This is a genomic window from Nostoc mirabile CHAB5784, from assembly GCF_020829645.1.
GTDB classification, from domain to species: Bacteria; Cyanobacteriota; Cyanobacteriia; order Cyanobacteriales; family Nostocaceae; genus Nostoc; species Nostoc mirabile.
In genome coordinates, this window is record NZ_JAIVFS010000118.1 from 1 (window position 1) to 21307 (window position 21307).

Genomic DNA, 21307 nt, shown 5'->3' on the forward strand with positions numbered 1-21307 from the left:
TTTGTGGCGATCGCTTCCATGACACTGCATCAAGGACGACCGCCTGACCCCTCCTCGACTGTTCAATAACTTTCAAAGCTGTAGCCCTTATTCCGTATAGCTTAGAGCTTTTCTTAGTGCCATTCCACTTGAGCCAAAGCATTATTAATTTTGTGAGCGCCTGTATGATTTAAATCTTCGCGTTTTAAATAAATTTGCGGCCCCGTGCCATCTGGTCTAGCGTAGTTTATTGTCAAGCGTTCAGCAAAATATAATGGGCTGGGTCGTCCTACATAATCGCGCAGTAGGTTTTGCAGTTCTGCTTGGAAACTCGGCTCATTGCAATATTGATTAAATGCCGCTTCTAACTCAGTTAATGCAGGCATTAAGGTTTCGGGGACGTACTTACCGCCGAATTTTCCAAACCTGCCTAAAGAATCTGGTTGGACAGTTGCAGTTTTGATGTCTTGTATGCTTACCACTGGTTAAAATCCTTTTACGTTGAAATATATTTTTGAGAAGTTGCACTACAGTCAAGATTTGCTTTGTGTTTCTTTCTTTGCGTCCTTTGCGGTTTGTTACTCTTCCATCAAACCGCCTTCTCTACGAGACGCTCCGCGTTGGCAAAAGCCTCTCGTAGAGAAGACGCCAAGGAAATAGAGAAAAGAAAGAGCTTTTTTACTTAGCGGAACCAATTTGTTGCAGGGTTACTGGGGAAATTGCTGCTTTAAGTTCCCGACATAGTTGTTTTACAGCTTGCAATCCTTCAGTTGAGCTACTTTCAGCTAACCTTTTAACGAAGGCACTGCCAACAATCACCGCATCTGCACCCCATTCCATTACTTGATGTGCTTGTTCTGGCCCTGAGATGCCAAAACCAACGCCAATAGGTTTATCGGTGACGCTTCGCAAATCTGTTAATAAATACTTTACGCGGTTTTGGAGTTGAGAACGGATACCTGTAACGCCTGTAACGCTCACCAGGTAGATAAAACCCTGAGATTGACGAGCGATCGCTTCAATCCTATCTTGAGAACTGGTGGGAGCTACGAGTAAAATTACCTCAACTCCAAAAGATGCAGCAGTTTGGATTAATTCTTCTGCTTCTTCTAAGGGTAAGTCTGGTACTACCAATCCCTGCACCCCAGCAGCAGCAATTTGCGCCAAAAACGACTTAATACCCCGGTGCAAAATGGGATTGTAGTAAGTAAATAGAATTATCGGCACTTTTAGGCTAGGAATCACTACGTGTAACATCTCTAGCACTTGCTCTAATTTCGTGCCTTTTTGCAAAGCGCGGGTTGCTGCTGCTTGAATCACAGGCCCATCTGCGAGAGGATCGGAGTAGGGAATGCCCAACTCGATGAAGTCAGCACCGTTGCGATCTAAGATATGTAAAGCTTCGGCGGTGGTTTCTAAGTTAGGATCGCCTGCTGTGATAAAGGGGATTAAAGCACACTGTTGGCGAGCCTCCTGCGGAGGAGCTTCTCCTGACAGAGACGCTTCTCTTTGCAGAGAGGCTTCGCCAACGCGAACGCTAACGCGTAAAGTTTGAAAGGTATGCGAGATAGAAGTCATTCTGATGATCCACTGAAAGTTAATAAGTATTTGAACGTCTACTTGGGAAAATTCAACAAACGTCTGACGGACTGCTCTGAATCAGTTGGCTTGACCAGGGATTCTCCAATCAGGACTGCATCAGCTCCCGACTCAGCTACTGTAGCTAAATCAGCAGATGTGTATAAACCAGACTCACTCACAACTGTTATCCCTAAAATCTTTAACTTTTCCAAACGTTCTGCTAATAGAGATTGAGTTGTTGCTAAATCAACGATAAAGTTTTCCAGATTGCGATTATTAATGCCGATCAATTTCACATTTGGTAACGCTAGCACCCGGTCAAGCTCACCAAGAGTATGCACTTCCAATAAGGCTGTCATACCCAGATGCTGAACAATCTGCTGAAAATTTTGCAGAACTTCATCGGATAAGATGGCGGCAATTAATAGCACTGCATCCGCGCCATTGACCCGTGCAAGATAAATTTGGTAAGGATCAATAATAAACTCCTTGCAAAGCAACGGTAGTGCAACGCTCTTTCTAATTACCCGCAAATTTTCAAAACTGCCGTGGAAAAATTTCTCGTCGGTTAACACTGATATACAGGTAGCACCGCCTCGCTCGTATGCTTGAGCAATCTTGACAGGTTCAAAGTCGGCACGGATTACTCCTTTACTAGGTGAGGCTTTCTTGACCTCTGCAATCAGGCTAGGTTTGGTGGGATTTTGCAACAAGGCACTTAGGAAATCTCGCGGCACTGGTGTAATACTAGCTTGATGTTTTAGTACTTCTAGAGATAGTTGCTCACGCCTTTTGGCGACCTCTTCCTGTTTGTGCAACACAATCTCCTCAAGAATATGACGTGGTTTTGGCGACTGTGTAATCATTAGGTTGTTGATTATAGTATTAGTAAGGGACTGGATTGTTTGATACTGAGGATTTAGCATATAATATCTAGAGGTTTTCATTTAGACAAAATATGCGTTCGTAGTCATTGCTTTAGCGATTAAGTACTTGGTTTTATATAAAACAACAAAATACTATAACTGCGATTACAGCTAGAATTAATTACATGCCATTTACCAAATTTGAGACCAGTTTTTTAGTTGTGTATGCATGTACTACATTCTTAATAATCGTCAAACCGACTCCTTCCTCAAGAGTCATGATTGATTCGGGATGGAACTGAACACCTGCAATTGGCAATTTTTGATGTTCGATACCCATAATTACACCATCGTCAGAGATGGCTGTAACTTTGAGTTCTCTAGGAAGGCTTTCAGGTAGAGCAAATAACGAGTGGTATCTACCAACTTCAAACGATGGTGGTAAATCTTTAAAAGCTGTAGAGTTTGGTGCTATAACAGAAACGCGAGATATTTTGCCATGTTGGGGATAGTCGAGAACTCCCAGTTTGCCTCCGAAAGCTTCAACAATTGACTGTAATCCCAAACAAACACCAAAGATGGGGATTTGCCGTCTTGTGCAAGCTGCAATTGTCTGTGCTATACGGAAGTCAGTAGGTCTACCAGGTCCAGGAGATAAGACAACAAGGTCTGGACTTTCTGTATCAAACAATGATTCCGAAAAGCCATGTCGTAGCGTTTTGACTGTAGCGCCAGTTTGACGGATATAGTTTGCTAATGTGTGTACAAAAGAGTCTTCATAATCAATTAATAAGATGCGTTTACCTTCCCCTAAATTGGTTGCCTGATGATTAATGTTGTAGTTGCTTGCAAAATTACTACTTCTGTGATTTGTCTGGTCAATTGTTTGAAAGAGGGCAGCAGCTTTAGTGAGAGTTTCCTGGGCTTCAGCTGTTGGGTCAGAGTCATAAAGAACTGTTGCACCCACTCGCACTTCTGCAATGGAGTCCTGAAGTCGGATAGTCCGCAGGGTTAGACCCGTATTGAAATCGCCTTTAAAAGTTAAGTATCCAACTGCTCCACCATACCAACGTCGGGGGCTATGCTCATACTGCTCAATAAACTGGATTGCTGCCCGTTTTGGCCCACCTGTCACTGTAACCGCCCAAAGATGACTCAAAAATGCATCCAAGGCATCATACTCTGGTCGCAATAACCCTTCGACGTGATCTACTGTATGGATTAAGTGACTGTATAACTCAATTTGGCGGCGACCGATTACTCTTACAGACCCAGGCTCACTAATCCGCGACTTATCGTTGCGGTCAACATCAGTACACATGGTTAACTCAGATTCATCCTTGCGTGAGTTGAGCAGCTTCAGGATTTGAGCAGCATCATCAATCGCATCCTTTCCCCGGCGAACAGTACCACTGATTGGGCAGGTTTCAATACGTCTGCCTTCAACACGCACAAACATTTCTGGAGATGCACCGATGAGATACTCACCGCCTAAATTAAAGATGAATCCATAGGGGCTGGGATTAATTTCCTGTAGCGTTCGGAACAATTGGCTAGGAGAGCTTTCGCAGGTTTTAAAGAAGTTTTGACTGGGAACAACTTCAAATAAATCACCACGACGGAAATAATTGAGTGCCTTGTTAACTTGTTCTTCATACTCACCAGGTGCATGGTCAGAGGCTTGAGTAGCGGTATAGCCCTTACCTTTATAATCAATAACTTCCCCACTGTGAGGCAGACCCCTAGTACTACCGTATTTGGTATCGAATTCATACTGCAAATGAAACGCGCGTTGTTGGTAGTAGTCAATAATTACCAGTTCATCGGGTAGATACAGCACTAAATCTCTCTGATCTTCTGGACGAGTAAGATACTTTGGCATTTGCTCAAACTGAAAAACCAAGTCGTAGCCAAATGCACCATAAAGTCCTAGATGCTCATCTTCCAAGCTTTCAAAAGCATATAGAATTTCGCGAACAATACTAAAGACAGATGGTTGCCTACTTCTTTCTTCTTCTGAAAATAAACGTTCTGTTGGTCGGATAGAGCCAGTTACAGAAACATTCTCTAAGTTAACTGCAACTAGTTGTGGATGCTTGCATAGACGCTCTGCTAAATATACAAGCAGCACCATACCTCGTTCGTTATGTGCCTTGATTGTAAATGAGTTGGAGCTAGTAACAAGTTCTAGGGGTGGATTGACAAAACCTATTCCCCATCTCTTGTAACGTCCTGGATATTCGTAGCTGCTTTTTAGCAAACCTCCGCGTTGAAAATCCAGCCTTGACAGAATATCATCAATGGCAGTCTCTATCGAAGTCTTGGTCACGGTGCGAGACACAAGAATTTCACCTTTAGTTGTGTAGTTATGGTTATCTAAATACATTTACTATTCCTTTCAAAGTTCTTGGATATGAATTAGACAGAGTTAAACTTGCAAAAGCCTATGATTCAAATATTGAGGTATTTTCACCTCACTCAATACCTCAATATTTGAATCATAAAATAGTCAATTATAGTTGCAATAACTTGAAATTGAAGCTCAGATACAGAGCTTCTATGAACTTATCTGCAAGAAGTTAGAGATTTATGCTAATAACAAAAACTATTTAAATTTCGTTTTGTTCTGAAGTCTGCTTTCATAAGCAGCAGCCCACTTTAGTAGCGATCGCGCGTTAATAAATTGGGGTGATTTTTGGCAGATTTATATTGGTTCTTGTTTGAATGCAACACGCGATAGGGGCACAAAACTGTTCATTGGTGTCAACCTCAGCAAAAAGTAAGAAGAAGATATAAGCCCGGATTTCTCACAAAGAATGAGAAAATCGGGGTCAAAAACTGCCAAAATCTACATTCGCAGGCAATCAACTACGTCTATGGTTTTTTTCTATCGCTTATCTTTTAATGAACGCTTTACGAGAGCAATGTTTGGCAAAAATCAAACTAAAAAACGCTACTGTGGGAACTATTCGGACAAAGTTATTGAAGCTAGGAGCAATTATTACTGTTAGTCGCCGACGGGTTTTAATTGCAATTAGTAATGCTTGCCCCTACAAAGATATTTTCGCAACAGCTTATAATTATTTCTCTCGGCTAAAATGTCCTGGTTGATTTTAACCTAATTGGAATTATAATTATTAGCTTGTAAATTGGGTGAGTTTACTTGATTCAAGCCTCGTTTTGGTATGTCTATTTTTCTTTATCAAGCAAGCATTTTCGTTCCAGTATTTGTTATTCCTCCAAAATTTCACTGCTAATCAAAGTCCTAATTGCAAATTGGCAGGCTTGTAATTATATCACAAAAAACTTTTGCAAGAGTTCTACTGATTCACCAGGATCAGGAAGTAACGCATGGTGACGGATCTGCATAACGTTTCCGTTTGGACTTTAGCAACGAACCTACACCAAAAGCACCAAAAGCAAATACTCCCAGTGCAGAAGAGGGTTCGGGGACGGACTGTATTTGATCAATACGAACTACTTGCCCTTTTCCTGCAAATGAGCCGTAGTTTGAAACATAGATAGCACCATCAAGACCAGTTGTCAGCGCAGTAGGACCGATTAGTCCCTCATCTTCACTGACCAAAGTTCTGCGAGTACCATCAGGGGACAGCTGGATAAGGACACCCTTTATGTCACTGTTAGATCCTTGAGATTGAGCAGCGTACTCCAAGACATTCAGGTTTCCTTGAGGGTCAAAGGCGAGTCCAGTTATCTGCGTGAAGCCATCAGCGTAGATTTCTGGTTGATTACCAGGCACGACTCGGTAAATACGTGCTCCACCTTCTGGGAAAGGAAATCCAGTATATTCACCTACATAAAAGGCACCGTCCGGACCAAGTGTAATAGATGTGGGTACCGATTGATATGGAATACCATCAATACTGCGCGAATTATCAAACACACTCTCCAACGAAATATTTCCTATATTTTTGTTTACACGGAATAAATCATTGGCACCTGAATCAATTACAAAAACGTTGTCTCCTTGAACATTCAAGGCATAGGGATTACTGATCTTATCCTGACCATCAGGATTGTTTAACTGCTCATACGCTACAAAATCAGCCGCAAAATCAGCGCGTCTTTGCCACGAGTCATCTGCATTTAGGTCGAACGCTATTAGTTTGCCCAAGTCAGCACCAAAGGAGCCTAAGTTGTTTTTGAAAGCTGGGTTAGAGCCATAACCGATGGCGACATAAGCCTCTCCGTCTTGAGAGAATCCTATACCCTGAGGTCCAAGAGCTTCAAACCTATCGTTTTGGACGGTTGGTAGACCAGAGTTTGGGTCGTTAATTAGCCTGAGGGATGGTAGACCAGTGACTACACGCTCCTGTGTCCCGTTTTGAATGCGCGTTACGGCACCAGTATCACCGTAAAATAGATTTGCACCGAGTTCAGGTCCTGGTATGCTTAGCCCCTCACCACCTCTACCTGCCTCTGCAACGTAGAGAGCGCCGTCAGGTCCGAAAGCAAGACCACGTGGATTGTCGAGGTTGCTGGCAACTGTTGTCAGTGTCGCAGATTCTGCAGTTTTCATTCCATAAACAAGGGCAAAACAAAAACTTACAAGTGTAAGGGTAAATTCCCTTAGTCTCATACTTTTCAGGATTGGCTGTTGGTGAGTTTTCTTCATTTTCACGTTCCTTTAGTTACGTTAAATTCACGTCTGGCTGGTTAATGGTATTGTCAACTTAGGACTAGCCCTTTCAAGATGAGCATCTTTACTATCCAAGTTCTTACGGCATTTTAGGCATCGGCTGGAATTGAGCAAAGAATCTATCCATTAAACTCCAAATTTTTCGACTGTAAATTAAGCGATCGCCTGAGCCAAAATTCCAAAATAGGGTTAAAAACATCATTTATTTTATAGTATAAACGTTCACCTTAAAAGGGCTATAACTGAATCGCACTAAGAAAACGTGAAACCATTTTCAGGACTGGGTGTAGGGGTGTGGGGTGTAGGGGAAAAGCGTTTATTTGTAAGTATTCTTATTTGGTTCTTAGTTTTTTCCCTTACACCCCTACACCCTCACACCCTTACAGCCAAAAGCCTTATACCTTATGGATTTGGCGAAATCTTAGTGCCATTCCATTCTAGTATTATACTTATACTACATACGTACCGCTTCAATCACATTCAGGAAGGACGGGGTGGTAATGACTTTTGTTAACTGCAAGCCTGCCGCCTCCAGGAGTGCCCGATATTCTGCTTCGGTGCGCTCACAACCGCCAGCGATCACCAGCATTTCTAGATCGAGAAACTTGCCGAAGGAGGGTTCATTCCTAGGCGGGATGAGTGCCTCGACGAGCAGGAGTTTTCCGTTCTCCACCATTGCTTGGTGGCAGTTCTTGAGGATAGCAAGGGCGTAGGTATCATCCCAGTCGTGAATAATATTCTTGAGAATGTAAGCGTCGCCCCCGGTGGGTACTGACTCGAAGAAGTCGCCCCCCACGATTTCGCAGCGCTTTGCCAGTCCCTCCGCCTCAATGTGATGCTTTGCACCGATAACGACAGGTGGTAGGTCGAAGAGGATGCCCTGCATCGTTGGATATGTCTTGAGGATGGAGGCAATCAGAGCGCCATGTCCCCCGCCGACCTCAACAATTTTGCTGATAGATGAAAAGTCATATTCATCTGTAATCGTAGCGTTGAACGGGGCGGTCGTACCAGTCATCGCCTCGTTAAATATCTGAGCAGCTTCAACATTTTGGGTTAGATACTCGAAGAGTTTCATACCGTGAACATACTCGAAGGCTGTGTTGCCGATCTTGAGAGTGTGAAGGATATTGCCCCACGGTTGCCAGTGCCACTCCTCACCACACATGATAGCTATGGCACGCACTGAACCAGGAACGTCGGTCTGGAGATAGGCGGCGAGGGGGGTTAACTCGAAGCGACCATCCTCAATCTCTGCGAAGACGCCGACACTGGCAAGTGCCCGCATTACTCGGTAGAGAGATCGTGCATGGGTTCCAGTAGCCTTTGCCAGATCCGAGCTGCTCTTTGGGCCATCCTTCAGCAAATCGGCAACGCGGAGCTGGGCTGCAACATAAATCGTCTGGGAGACCCAGGAACTGGTGATCATTTGCAGCAGTGCTTCCGGTGGCGTCATAGACTCCGGGTTTTGGAGATTGTTTTGTTTGGACATAATTAGCAGGGTACTCGTCAATGTATAAGGATAGTCAGCAAAGCATTGCCAATAGCACCTGCTTTGCAAACGTGTTGGTCACATACCTAGCTACCCTTGAACGCCTGGGCATTCTCCTCAAGATACGCTTCCAAGGAGCGGGGCTTGGTCTTGGTAACTTGCTTTACCGTTTCTGTGACTACAGCACCGCCCCCTTGGCGGTAAAACTGATAAAGTTCGACAAAACCATCGGCGTACCAGTTCGGTGCTCCAGACGATATAATCGACTGCCGCGCACCCTCATCAGGGACGCTGACGTAAGTCACTTTCTTGCCAACAAGAGCTGAAAGCTTCTCCGCGATCTGTGCGTAGGAGAGCGCATCAGGGCCCGTGATTTCATAGGTATTGCCCTCGTGCCCACTCTCAGTGAGTACCCTGGCAGCTACTGCGCCGATATCACGAGTGTTTACCCAGCTAATCTTGCAGTCCTCAGCTGGCGCATATATCATGCCATCAGCGACGACGGATGGAGCATAGATTGGAACCCAATTCTGGTTGAAGGCGTTCGGGCGCAGGAACGTGTACGCAATACCCGATGCTTTAATCTTCTGCTCGATCTGAGCGTGCCATTTCAGAAACCTTGAGTTCGCCTGACTATTGGCTCCCAGGACGGAAAGCTTCACAATCTGTTTCACGCCTGCCTTCTTTGCCTCATCAACAAGCGCCTCCTCCAACTCGGTTTGCATAGGGCTGGAGGGAGAAAGCAAAAACACCCGTTCAACACCTTGCAACGCAGTTTGAATACTTTGCGGTTGGGTGAAGTCTCCTAGGACAGTTTCAACTCCTTGAGCGTTCAGCTTGTCCGCATCAGTGCTCTTGCGAACCAAGGCACGAAACTGTGCTCCCAATGCAGAAAGCTCTTTGACAACTTCCCCTCCAATTTTGCCTGTAGTCCCTGTGACAAGGATCATAGATTTTACTTCTTAATACAACTAACGGATTTGCGTTTCAGGATTTAAATTGCAGCAAGAGCATACGTGAGCGTCTATCCCCATGCGCTACGCGCACAACCAAGGATGAAAATAGAGGTACGCTTCGCTGCGAAGGTCCAGTAGGTCGGTCAAAGGTTCCTATTGCCCAGAGTCTGAGCAACACAGACCCGGATGCCCATCGGCACAACAAATTTTGGTACTTACACGTGAATTTGAGGTACATTAGACGCGTACTCCCTCGACTATGCTGCCTAGAGACTGTGTCGGGATAATCCTTGTTAGCTTAAAGCCAGACATATCATAAAGCTTTCGGAAATCGTTCTCGGTTCGTTCCTGGCCACTGTCGCCTGCTATCATAAGGTTGATATCGTGTATTTTACCGAAGAACGGCTCATTGCCTGTTGGGATGACCAATTCTCCGAGCAGAAGTCTCCCATTATTAACCATTGCACGATGGCAATTCCTGAGTATCCTAGCGCTGTCTTCGTTATTCCATCCGTGGATGATTGATGAAAGAATATATACGTCACCGCCGCTTGGCAACGATTCAAAGAAGTCTCCACCAACAACCTCACAACGCTCCGCAAGCCCGGCTGCTTCGATGCTTTTACTTGATCCCTCGATCACAGATGGCCTGTCAAAGAGAATTCCGGTCACTGCTGGGTTGGCTTTTAGAATGGACTTAATAAGAGTTCCATGACCGCCACCTACATCGACGACCTTTTTCACTCCAGAGAAGTCATATGCGGCAGCAAATGATATGTGCATCTGCGATACATAATCGGTCATGGCTTCATCGAAACACTTGCCTGAATCAGAATGCTGCATTAGATACTCAAAGATTCCAATACCATGGAAATGGTGGAATGCCGATTTGCCAGTTTGCAGAGTGTATAAAATTTTTCCAAACGGGTAGTAATAGTACTCATCACCGCAAGTAATCGCCATATTGCGTATCGAGCCCGGCACTCCGCTCTGAAGAGTTTCTGCAAGAGGCGTCAGCCCAAAGCAATTTGGTTCAACCTCTTTAAATATGCCATAACTACTGAGTGCACGCAATGCTCGATAGAGAGAAGATGCATGCGTTCCGCTCGATATCGCAAGCTTCTCGCTACTCTTCGGTCCATCTTTTAGCAGATCAGCAATACCAAGCTTTGCTGCCGCGTAAATTAACTGTGAAAGCCAGGTACCGCCGATCATCTGAAGCATTACCATTGATGGCGACGATTCAGTTGTACTCGATTTATCAGATGGTAAATTTGTTGACATCATAACATCAGAATCAATGGAAAAGATTGTGTGAGATTGAAACCCTAAAGAACCTGGGAACTTACAACTAGCCATTAGCAAAACGATATTCCAAAATCGATTTCAAGTTTCTTGCTTCGATCCGGTGGATTGCATCAAAATCTGGCCAAATATCGCCGACCCAACTCCGATCCGTGCGCTCACGAGCACTGGAGATATAGTCTGGAACATTAGTAACGTTACGGTCGTAATAAGGATGTTTGCAGTTAGTCCAGAGCATGACAGTTCCTGGCTTGCGAAGCGTGGGCATTGCATCAATGAAGCGGAAGTAGTATCGCATCCAAAGTTCTTCTCCTTGATCCCAAGCACAGGGGTAGTCCACCACTCGACTATCGGAGTAAGCCTCGGCGCGAACGTAAATAGAGGTGTCCTTGGCTAAATACTCTATACCCTTGTAAAGACCACCGCCAATATGTTTGAGGTGGCGCATGCTGAATGTCCACTCCTCCAAGCTATAAACGTTCGCTGCATATTCAAAAGCCATATCTACTGGACAATGAATGTACTCACCAAGGTGACAGTAACTGCCGAATATATCCTCATGTGAATAAGTTTTCTTGGTCATCTCATTCAGCTTTGCCATGACCTCTGGGATATCATGATCTTCGCAGCTGTACAAACCTGGTATCTTTATTGACGGAATATCATTTGTAACAAGACTCTCTCTACTCCAAGGTCCTAGTGTATCACGTACTAACATGCTTGCCTCCTATATGGTAAATAATGTCAAATGTTGTAAATCTTACTAACTCGAAATATTACATAGTGCTATGTCCAACGTATGACCATAGAACTAACAAAATCTCCCCCATTTGAGAATGTTCCAAAAGTAAGCAAGTCACCGGACTGCACTTTGTTCTTCTCTATTGCATCGGCAAGAGTCACGGGAATCGAACTCTGAAAAAGGTTTCCATAGTATTCCAGAGTGTCATGAACTCGCGGCTCCCCGATTCCGATCCGGTCACGCCACTCTTTGATCAAGAAGGTATTGGGCTGATGAGTGATCAGCAATGAGACATCATCTGTCGATAACCCAGCTTTAAAGAGACATTTTGAAACCGCGTCAGGTACTAATTCAACAGCATTAGAACGTATAGCCGTGACCATATCTGGTGAGAAGTTGACAGTAATCGGTCCACACCCACGTTCCCAATAGTTCAAAAACCGACCATCAACCATATCGGGTTCAAAGACGAACAGCCCATAGTGTTCTCCGTGAGAGCGTTCATAACTAGCCACCAAGCTAGACTTACCGTCAACTAACAGAGTTGCTGATGCTCCATCGCCAAGTACCCAGGACTTCTTCGACTTTTGAAATTCTGGGAGGCGCGAGACGAAGTTTGTTACAGTGACAATGGCAATTGTCTTGTACAGCCCTGACTCGATGAATGCACGGGCAGTATTGAGCATCGACAGGTAGGAACTGCAACTTGTGTCCAGATTCAAAATCGTTGCCTGACTTGCCCCAACCTGATTTTGGATGGCAGGTCCAATACCGGGCCAGAAATAATCGCTAAACATGCACGAACACAGAATGAGGTCAAGGGCTTCCGGTTTTGTACCAGTTCGTTCAAGCAGGAGCTTCAAAGCTTTGCTACCGAGATCCGAGGACTGGTATTCTGGTGAAGCAAAGCGTCTCTCCTTGACACCCTTGAAAAAAGCGTTTTTTTCTAATTCGTTATCGTCTTCGCCATCCAGTGCCAGCTTGGTATTATCGACGACACGTTCCGGCATAAAACTGACAACATTTACAATCTGTGCACCAGGCATCATTCTACCTCCTTTTAATATACCGTGAGTGTTTAAAATCAAGTCGCATCGTCAAATACAATGCTTAATGAGGAGAGGGAACTAAAAAAGGTAAGTTTTCTGGGAAATTAGATTGCAACTTGGTATGAGAGATTCCCTTCGACTTACCTTTGCCAACAGGAATTGTTGGTGCATATTCGGGCAGAAAAGGTGTAAAAGGTGGCAGCTCTTCGTGCAAGAGGCGAAGTTCTAGAACGCCCGGAAGGTCTGTGTGGTTGCTATAGTCTTCAAGTTGGTAGCGCAATTCGTCAACCGTGCCAGCACTTCCCACCCAAAGCCGATCAGTCGTACCAAATCCCCGAACGCTCAGAGCAATATTCACGGGTGCATAGCGTACACATTCCAATCGCGACTCAAAGAAAAGCTGTTGACGCGTTACACACATGCCATGCATATTGTTATTGAACACGACAAAAAGGATTGGAAGTCCTAAGTCTACAGCTGTGTGGATTTCAAACCCGGTCATTAACAAGGCTCCGTCACCAGCACAAACTACTGTCCTTGTGCCTGAGGGTGAGCCTAGTTGGGCACCAATTGCTCCCGCGATCGCATAACCCATCCCTCCCATACCAAGAGCAATTGTCGAGCTGGAGCCTCTTGGTACACAAGTCATGTGGAGTGCAGCAGCAGCGCAGTTGCCCGCATCGTAAAGGATATGTCCATTCTCAGGAAGAAAATCTTGCAAAATTGTAATAGCCTCACTTTGTAAGAGGGGCTGACTATTGGTTGTTTGCCTGCGATCCTCTGATGGAATTGATCGGGCAAGAAACGGCTTGAATCTCTCAAGGGCGTAGTCTTGAGGTGGCTTAACCTTAAAAGGTTTTTGCTTCAGTAGCTCTAAAAGCGCTCTGAAAGTAACTCCTGCATCTGCTTCAACGACCAGATCGGGAGAGATTATACGGGTGATCTCACCGACATCTACATTCACTACCGCAATCTTCTTATCAAAGAGTGCAGATCCGAGCGGCTGTCGGGTCATGATATTGAAACCTGCACCTACGACAATGAGCAGATCTGCTTTAGTCTTTAAGTAGGTGTGGACGGAGGGATGACCTGCAACACCTAACATTCCCAAATAGAGGGGGTCATTATTCGGGAACACGCTGCGTCCTGATAGTGTGGTCACAGTTGGTAGACTGACAGAACGGGCAAAATCGACTACAGCCTGTGGATCGCTGCACCGTTGCACCCCATGCCCCAAAATGAGTACAGGGTTATTCGCCCGACAAATCTCCTCGAAAAGAGGACGAATCATGTCCAATGTAACCGCTGTCGGACGTATGAGATTTTTCAGATTATCAGCCCAGTTTTCTGGGCAAGGTTCGACCTCTTGCTCAAATATGTCGCGAGGAAACATTAGAACAGCTGGTCCAGGACGACCGGAAAGAGCAGCTTTCACTGCCTCGGTTAGGTGATACCAAAAGCTGTCCGGGGTTGAAATCTTCGCCACATACTTGGCCACCGCACCCCAGAGCTTCATGGCATCCACTGTCCGACCAATTCCTGAAGAGTCTTGAAAGGCTCCCCTTCCATCAAGTGCTGATGGTGGCTGTCCGACTAAAGCCAGAACTGGCACTGACTCGGCATAGGACTCAGCGATCCCAGCAATTAGGTTCACCATTCCCCCACCAGACGTTGAGCAGCATACACCCAAAGTTTGGTGAACGCGTGCTCGACAGTCTGCCATGAAAGCCGCCCCATCCTCACTCTTAGCCATCACTGACTGTAACTTTCCCTCTCCTAGCCGATGGATGGCGTCATGAATGTGTTCAATATTTGCCCCGCTGACACCAAATATGTAGCGCACATCTAGGAACATTAAAGCTTTGACCAGTGCATCACTTAACTTCATACAAATATACGTCCTCCGTTATGCTTGAATGGCACTTGCCCAAAAGGCGGAAAAACCTAAGAAGTAACTATGTTTTTTGCTCTGATGATGCGCTCATTGGCCAAATATTTAGCAGCGTCGTGTGTAGTTATTCCCTGCTCTTTAGCCCTAATGAAAATCTCAAGGAGAGTGTCGTAAATGTTATTAAGTTGTTTGAAAGTCTTTTCTTCATCCGAGCCAATCATTTCATTGTATACGTTGATCAAGCCTCCAGCGTTAATGACATAGTCAGGGCAATAAAGTATTTCCTTTGATTCAAGGAGTTTACTGTGTATTTGCTCGTCTTCAAGCTGGTTATTCGCAGCACCTGCAATGATGGGAGCTTTGATAATAGGAATTGTTGAACTATTAAGAACTCCTCCTAAAGCACAAGGAGCAAAAACATCAACATCAAGGGAGTAAATTTCTTTCGGGTCTACAACCGTTGCCCCGTATAAGTGTTTAACTTCCTCCGTTTTCTCCCTGTTCAGATCGCTTACAAAAATTATTACACCATATTCATGCAAGTATTTACAGAGATTTTTACCTACATTCCCTATTCCTTGAACTGCAATTTTAAGTTGATTTAGCTTTTTTTGTGGCAACCGAAATTCTACAGCAGCTTTAATTCCTAAAAAGACTCCTAAAGCTGTCGTAACAACTGGTCCACCAGCTTTTTCTGCGCCACCCACAACGTAATTTGTTTGCCGACGAATATTCCTCACATCTTCAGGAGAAATATTTACATCTTGACCTGTAATAAAACGTCCTTTGAGACTATCAACGAAACGTCCATACGTTCTCAGCAGTCCATCTGTTTTATTTTCAGGATTAGCAATAATTACTGCTTTTCCTCCCCCAACAGGAATGTTTGCACACGCTGCCTTATAGGTCATACCGCGACTAAGACGAAGAACGTCTCGCAAAGCATCGTCCTCGCTAGCGTAAGGCCATAGACGTGTCGCACCCATAGCAGGTCCCAAGCTTGTGTCATGGATCGCAATAATGGCCCTAAGATCTGACTCTTTGTCATGGCAAAAGAAAATTTGCTCATGACCCATTTCTCTAATAGTCTCAAAAAACTTCATGCAGTTCTCCTTTATACCTTATTCTGCAACATGCCACAACTCAAATAATTTCTCCTGTTGTCTAACCAGTGCAGTTCCTAATTGTGCCGAGACTCTAAGACGTTCGGATATTTTGTGATAAATTCCCGTCTCAGATGCGCCCAACACAACTGCCGACGTTCTTGCTCTAAATGATTCAGGCGCTTCTGTTCCATGCTACTTAATTTATCAGATTGGGGTGGCCTTTTTTGATGATCGCTCTCCTACCCACCTGAACGGTTACAAACCATTTAGTTGATAGTTATAATACATCTTAGGTATTCACCCTTACTAAAAACGGCGTTGCTGAATGAAGGGATGAATCGATTTATGTAGGTACAGTTTGATACTTCAAATAGTGAAGTAACAATTTAACTGAACATCTCAGTATTTCTTCTGTCTTGGAATAGCATAGCGTTTCCCTATCTAATATCGGTGCAATTGGTCTAGGTGGTGTGATTATCCAATATAGCAGTGGGTTCAGTTTCCCTGGAGTTTGACCTTCTGGTGGAGCCTGACCTTTTGCCTGTTTCAGCTTAGAGTGAGTGAGTCGAACAATAATTGCTTGGCTACTACCGTTGAGGTAAAAATCTCGTACAGCATAGCCAAGGGTACTATTCAGCCACAATCCTCCAAAAATGCGTTCAAAGTCGCCATAATTGTTGATAGTAATTGCCTCGTCTATAGGGCCTCGTAAGGCACGACCAATAAAGGGAGTAATAGAGGTAGATACGCCTGTAATCGTGCGTACTCCACTCTTGATTTCTTCTACGTAAACGCCTGGATAAGTTGGTTGTATGGGCATTGTTCATTCTCTGGTTAAGTATTTAGAACTTACAAATTGACAAGATAGTCAACTTTTAAATAAAAAATTAAGAACAGTTTGCAAGTTTTAATGTTAATAAGCTAATCGGCATTCAAGTTGTATAATCAGGGCGCTCATGTTGTCCACCTCACAAGATATTGAGAAAATTTTAATCTGCAAATCAGATGTGTTTTAGCTTAACAAGACCTTTGAGCGAGAACTCCGTGACTTGGGCTGTAAGATAAAAAGTAGCGATGGCTAAAACAAAACATACCCCTAAACTGTTACCTTGCCATTGCCCCGTCAAGGTGTGGTTATAAAGCTTTTATCCTTTCCTTCAGGTAATGTGACATTTGAGGGTACGGAATGTGAGCTTCAATCGCGGTGAATTACCTTTAATATTAGTTTTTCTCTTGGTCTGTGAAACTCATAAAACTCATCTCAGAACTCATAGAAAAACTCATGAAAAATAACATCACCAAGTCAATACTTGTCGTTAAGGGGGAAAGGGAAGGGGAAAAGGGAAAGAAAAAACTCTTAATCCTTACCCTTTAACCCTTTGTACTTTCAGCTTCGATTGCCCGTATTGTTATTTATACTCTGATGTAGAGCAACAAATTATTTGTCCTGCTAGACAAATTCAGTGTCAAAATCCTTAATTTCAGAGATTTTATGGATTGGGAGTTTCATACTTTAAATGGACAAGCGGGAAAATCGCATCCACTAACACAATCTTGTTCTAAAGTGAAGTAATAGCAAAGAAATGGATTGGACAACAATTTATCGCTATGGTCAAATAATTCGTCGCTCTACAGCTTCATTTGCGTCTCTCCTCTTTAACTGGGCGATCGTTTGCGTTCATGGCAGATACTTAAATTCCTGATGGGTTAAAGACCAAACAGGAGTCCAGTCAATTTCTCTTTGTTCATCAAAAGGTTCGGGGACTTTTTGAAACCAGCCTTGACACTCAAGATTCCATTGCTCTCTATTCTGATATTGCTGTTGGCTGAAGTTCATACAAACATTGGGATGGATCGCCTTGTCCCCCATGTATTGGTAACTGCCTTTTTCTCTAATTTCATCCCCTTGAAATACCCCAGAATATCGCTTGATCGCTTCGCAAAAACCACTAGCCATAGCTTGAGAGTCAGTCCTACCTTTCCCTGCACTTCTACCCCCCAAATTTTGCCGTAAACTAGCTGAATCGTCGAAAATACTGAGAAAATGATGTTTGGCAATGTAATTATGAGTTAATCCATTCCCAGGAATTTTATTTAGTTCTCGCACAACGCCAGTAATGGGGCTAATATGATAGACCTCTTGCAAAAGTCCTAGATCCGTGGGACAAGTAGATTAGAGTTGGGTAGCATCTATGACCTACGAACAGGTAAAGAGCCTGAAATCAGAAGACTTTAAACGCTTGTGTGGTGTACGTCCAGATACTTTTAACCAAATGCTAGAGGTAGTGCGATCGCACAGCAAGCCAAAACGAAAAACTTTCCCGACCAGGTAAATTAAGCTTGCAAGATCAATTATTGATGACATTAGAATACTGGAGAGAGTACCGTACCTACTTCCATATAGCCCACATTCCGCACTTCAGAATGCAATACATTAATGTTTCAATTAATATTACCAATAATAAAAATATTACCTAGTATTAATACTGAGAGCAGTTGGTAGGCGTGCGATCGTTGTAAAAGCTAAACTTAGCCGAACTGTTAAAAGTATTGTTAGTTGTAAAAAAATGAGAAAATCAAGAGAAAGCTTTCATAAATAAAATCGAAAAAAATGAATCATCAAAAAGAAGAAACATTCATTAAAAATTTGGATCATTTAGGAATAGTAGCTGGAATTGTTGATGAGATAGGAATAGTAGAGAAAATCAATGACCTGCTAGGAACCGATACTAGGGAAAGAGTTAGTGCCGGGGAAGTTGTCAAAACAATTATTTTGAATGGACTTGGATTTGTTTCTAAACCATTGTATTTATTTTCACAGTTTTTTGAAGATAAAGCTATAGAACATTTTTTAGGGGAGGGGATTAAGGCAGAGGATTTAAATGATGATAAATTAGTCAGAGTGATGGATAAGTTATACAAATATGGATTAACTAAGCTATTCCTAATAATTGCCTTAGAAATCGTCAAAAAATATGGAATATCTCCCAAATATTCTCATTTAGATTCAACTTCATTGCATTTGCACGGAGAATACAATAATCGTTTGGATAATCAGGAGAAAGAATTAGAAATAATCAGAGAAAATCCTATTATAATCACACAGGGATACTCTCGTGACCATAGAATTGAATATACTGTTCTAATAATTGAAGGAAATTGAAATTAAATATTCTTGTAGAACTAGCTTTTTGAACTCTATATTATTAGTGCCTGACACCAAACAATTCGCAGTTCGCAATTCGCAATTCGCAATTGTTTTAACTGCGAATTGCGTTAGCGTAGCGTTAACGAGTCCTCTCCCAAGGGGAGACGCCAAAGGCGAACGAGCGTCATTATCAATTGCGAATTGGTTTGATGCTTCATCCCGATTTAACCATAGGCGGAAAATCGAATCACGCTCATCATCGGGTGGAACAAACTGGTAAACACACTCCCGATTTTCCCTCGATCCCAAACGCCCGACATAATCCAACCTCAAATCAATTTTCTCCAGCAATTTCTGTGCGATCGCAATCGGTGTATGTTTTTCAGAAATGGAAACATTCAAGTAATTCTTGATAACGTGCCTGTGCTGAACAGCCAGCGCTTTAAACTCCACCATCTTCTCATCAGACCCCCGCAACTGAACGTCTGGTGTAAGAAATTGCAACAGATTCAGATTTTTGAGTAACAAAACAGCAGGTAATAGTTGCCCCTTGTTAAAATCTGGTTTCCAAATCGAATTCTCCCCAGCTTCTAACTGCGCTTTTGCTCGTTTCGCATCACGGTTGGTCAAGTCGTTTCGCTCCAATTCGTAATTCGTAATTCGTAATTCGTAATTATTACCCCACGGATAAATCCGGGGGCTTGAATAAAGTTGGCTTTGCCCTTTTTTTCTTTTTCATAATTAAAATTAGGGGCTTGCACCCTTAATGAATTAATTAATAATTAATTCCTAATTTCTAAGTTTTTAATTACGAATTACGAATTACGAATTACGAATTATTCGGTCAGAAATTCCCGCCCCAGCGTCAAATAATAGTGCATCCGCAGTTGGGGATACCACCCATCGTCATCTTTCTCGACCAAATCAGGGGTTACGTCAATTTCGTAGCGACGAGACAATTCCGCCTTGCGTTGCTGATGTCGTTCAGTTTTCGTTTTCGCCTTTTTGTCTTGCAGTTTCTTGAGTTCAGTTTGAGAGAGTTCAACAGAATTAGCGATCGCTTCACACTCAGCAGTATACAATTGCTCACTTGCCGCTTTAACAGACTCGATTACTGCTTTACTTTCATCATCCGATGCATCATCAGCATCGATAACGGTGTACCATTGGTGTCAAGTTAAGGCATCAGCCCAGATGTCAAGTGACCGAGCAGCTGTTCGTCGGTGACGATGCTCCAGATGGAGGATTATGGAATGGTCGTAAAGTGGCAGATTGGTTGAGTGAAGTCACAGGGACAACAGTTAGCCGACAAAGAGGATGGGAAATATTACGGCAGATGAGTTAAGAGGTGCGAGTACCTGGCCCGTCTCACACAGAAAGCGACCCAGTAGAGCAAGAAGCCTGGAAAAAAAACTAGCAACAGAAGTTGAAGAACTTAAAAGCGCTTATCCAGAAGCTGAAATTCAATTGTGGTGCGAAGATGAACAGACGCTCGAAGACTCGCTACCGCTTCGCTAACGCTTGGGGCTGAAGCCAATTCTCAGGAGAGTTTACGTACCTGAGGGAGAAATACCAATTGCCAATGTTAATTGGAAATTTAAATGGTTATGGTTGTATGCATTTGTACATCCTAAGTCAGGAGAAACTTATTGGTGGATCTTGCCCTACGTCAACACCGAACTCTTTAATCAAGTTTTAGCTGACTTTGCTCGTGAATTTGAATTAGGTGCTAAAAAACACATTCTTCTAGCTGTTGACCGTGCTGGCTGGCATATTAGCCATAATTTAAAAATTCCTGAAGGGTTACATTTAACATTTTTGCCCTCTCATTCACCCGAATTACAACCTGCTGAAAGATTGTGGACTTTGGTTGACGAACCAATTGCCAATCAATCGTTTAAAACCCTAAATGATTTGGAGGAAGTTTTATTTCATCGCTGTCAATTTTTACTTCAACAGCAAAATTTGATTCAAGGGTTAACTGGTTTTCATTGGTGGATTAAAATCGCAGTTTAATCGTAAGTAATTAACCGGACATGATATGAGAACCTTGAGAAAGTACACGTGTGACCCGATATCTCACCTTTTCCTTTTGGCGTGTAAGTACATACTTGCCAGCAGCAGTGAGAGAATCGAACAAGCTCATTACCATAAAATCCCATGTCTACTATCAGTAAGCCACCATCAGGTAAACGCTCTAACAGGGCTTGCCACCAACGAGTCTCATTGATTTTGGCTTACTCTTCATACCAAATTGCTACTCTTGTGTGTGTGAAAGCTTCTACCACCATCAGCATCTTTCCTGCTAATACCGCACCTGTTTTTTCTTGCAGTTGTCCGAAGTGTTTTTTCATCGCGAAGAAGTGTTGAGGCATCCCCAATCCAGATGGCGGTAAATCTTTGTGCGTAAGGATTCAGGTGGCAGAGTATTGACAAGGAGGACACTTGAGGGTGAGTATCACAAATATGAACCAAAGCCAGCCTGAAGAATTAGACCGAGAAAGTTTGAGCCAGTTGCCCAAAGAAGAACTG

At 43.4% G+C, this 21307-nt stretch carries 16 protein-coding genes and 5 pseudogenes; 5 read left to right on the plus strand and 16 right to left on the minus strand.

Annotated elements, in window-relative coordinates; genetic code table 11:
- Positions 1 to 125: 125 nt before the first annotated feature.
- The 4 genes and pseudogenes from LC653_RS38015 to LC653_RS38030 form a co-directional block, all read right to left on the minus strand.
- A pseudogene (locus tag LC653_RS38015) lies at positions 126 to 461 on the minus strand (tryptophan synthase subunit beta); the annotation flags it as partial.
- Positions 462 to 657: 196 nt separating this feature from the next.
- On the minus strand, positions 658 to 1557 hold the full coding sequence (gene trpA, locus LC653_RS38020) for a tryptophan synthase subunit alpha (protein WP_229500459.1): 900 nt from the start codon (positions 1555 to 1557) through the stop codon (positions 658 to 660).
- A 38-nt stretch (positions 1558 to 1595) separates the two neighbouring features.
- Entirely contained in the window at positions 1596 to 2426 is an 831-nt protein-coding gene (trpC, locus tag LC653_RS38025) for an indole-3-glycerol phosphate synthase TrpC (RefSeq protein ID WP_229500461.1), read from the minus strand.
- A gap of 181 nt (positions 2427 to 2607) precedes the next feature.
- A complete protein-coding gene (locus LC653_RS38030) occupies positions 2608 to 4812 on the minus strand; it encodes an anthranilate synthase (protein WP_229500462.1) in 2205 nt (734 codons plus the stop codon).
- 449 nt (positions 4813 to 5261) lie between these two features.
- Between LC653_RS38030 and LC653_RS38035 the strand changes: the two are divergent.
- Positions 5262 to 5537: pseudogene (locus LC653_RS38035) on the plus strand (transposase); the annotation flags it as partial.
- 226 nt (positions 5538 to 5763) lie between these two features.
- On the opposite strand, the gene LC653_RS38040 reads toward LC653_RS38035, so the two are convergent.
- From LC653_RS38040 to LC653_RS38085, 10 genes and pseudogenes are all read right to left on the minus strand, one after another.
- Positions 5764 to 6966, minus strand: coding sequence for a ScyD/ScyE family protein (locus LC653_RS38040; RefSeq protein WP_229500464.1), 1203 nt, complete (start codon positions 6964 to 6966; stop codon positions 5764 to 5766).
- A 574-nt stretch (positions 6967 to 7540) separates the two neighbouring features.
- A complete protein-coding gene (locus LC653_RS38045) occupies positions 7541 to 8578 on the minus strand; it encodes a methyltransferase (RefSeq protein WP_229500466.1) in 1038 nt (345 codons plus the stop codon).
- Positions 8579 to 8664: 86 nt separating this feature from the next.
- Positions 8665 to 9528: an SDR family oxidoreductase gene (locus tag LC653_RS38050; RefSeq protein ID WP_229500467.1), complete on the minus strand. Its 864-nt coding sequence runs from the start codon at positions 9526 to 9528 to the stop codon at positions 8665 to 8667.
- A gap of 243 nt (positions 9529 to 9771) precedes the next feature.
- Positions 9772 to 10893 carry a methyltransferase gene (locus LC653_RS38055; protein ID WP_229500469.1) on the minus strand — a complete coding sequence of 374 codons (1122 nt, stop codon included), beginning with the start codon at positions 10891 to 10893 and terminating at the stop codon, positions 9772 to 9774.
- Positions 10886 to 11557, minus strand: a complete 672-nt coding sequence (locus tag LC653_RS38060; protein WP_229500471.1) for a hypothetical protein — start codon at positions 11555 to 11557, stop codon at positions 10886 to 10888. Before LC653_RS38060 ends, LC653_RS38055 begins: the two co-directional genes overlap by 8 nt.
- 68 nt (positions 11558 to 11625) lie before the next feature.
- Complete coding sequence (locus LC653_RS38065) at positions 11626 to 12630, minus strand: 3-oxoacyl-ACP synthase III family protein (protein WP_229500473.1); 1005 nt, start codon at positions 12628 to 12630, stop codon at positions 11626 to 11628.
- A 61-nt stretch (positions 12631 to 12691) separates the two neighbouring features.
- Complete coding sequence (locus tag LC653_RS38070; RefSeq protein WP_229500475.1) at positions 12692 to 14518, minus strand: thiamine pyrophosphate-binding protein; 1827 nt, start codon at positions 14516 to 14518, stop codon at positions 12692 to 12694.
- A gap of 56 nt (positions 14519 to 14574) precedes the next feature.
- Positions 14575 to 15624, minus strand: coding sequence for a tryptophan dehydrogenase ScyB (scyB, locus tag LC653_RS38075; protein WP_229500477.1), 1050 nt, complete (start codon positions 15622 to 15624; stop codon positions 14575 to 14577).
- A 346-nt stretch (positions 15625 to 15970) separates the two neighbouring features.
- Positions 15971 to 16072 (minus strand): annotated as a pseudogene (locus tag LC653_RS38080) (IS1 family transposase); the annotation flags it as partial.
- A gap of 1233 nt (positions 16073 to 17305) precedes the next feature.
- Complete coding sequence (locus LC653_RS38085) at positions 17306 to 17773, minus strand: YcaO-like family protein (RefSeq protein WP_229500479.1); 468 nt, start codon at positions 17771 to 17773, stop codon at positions 17306 to 17308.
- A 46-nt stretch (positions 17774 to 17819) separates the two neighbouring features.
- Between LC653_RS38085 and LC653_RS38090 the strand changes: the two genes are divergently transcribed.
- The 3 genes and pseudogenes from LC653_RS38090 to LC653_RS38095 form a co-directional block, all read left to right on the plus strand.
- Entirely contained in the window at positions 17820 to 17960 is a 141-nt protein-coding gene (locus tag LC653_RS38090; protein ID WP_229500481.1) for a hypothetical protein, read from the plus strand.
- A gap of 7 nt (positions 17961 to 17967) precedes the next feature.
- Complete coding sequence (locus LC653_RS47620; RefSeq protein WP_372478275.1) at positions 17968 to 18105, plus strand: transposase family protein; 138 nt, start codon at positions 17968 to 17970, stop codon at positions 18103 to 18105.
- Positions 18106 to 18238: 133 nt separating this feature from the next.
- A pseudogene (locus LC653_RS38095) lies at positions 18239 to 18781 on the plus strand (IS1634 family transposase); the annotation flags it as partial.
- On the opposite strand, the gene LC653_RS38100 reads toward LC653_RS38095, so the two are convergent.
- Both LC653_RS38100 and LC653_RS38105 read right to left on the minus strand, forming a co-directional pair.
- On the minus strand, positions 18770 to 19405 hold the full coding sequence (locus LC653_RS38100; RefSeq protein WP_229500482.1) for a hypothetical protein: 636 nt from the start codon (positions 19403 to 19405) through the stop codon (positions 18770 to 18772). The pseudogene LC653_RS38095 and the gene LC653_RS38100 overlap by 12 nt on opposite strands.
- Positions 19406 to 19611: 206 nt before the next feature.
- Positions 19612 to 19857 (minus strand): hypothetical protein, encoded by a 246-nt coding sequence (locus LC653_RS38105; protein WP_229500484.1) that lies wholly within the window; start codon positions 19855 to 19857, stop codon positions 19612 to 19614.
- Positions 19858 to 20006: 149 nt separating this feature from the next.
- Between LC653_RS38105 and LC653_RS38110 the strand changes: the two are divergent.
- Positions 20007 to 20791: pseudogene (locus LC653_RS38110) on the plus strand (IS630 family transposase); the annotation flags it as partial.
- Positions 20792 to 21307: the final 516 nt, after the last annotated feature.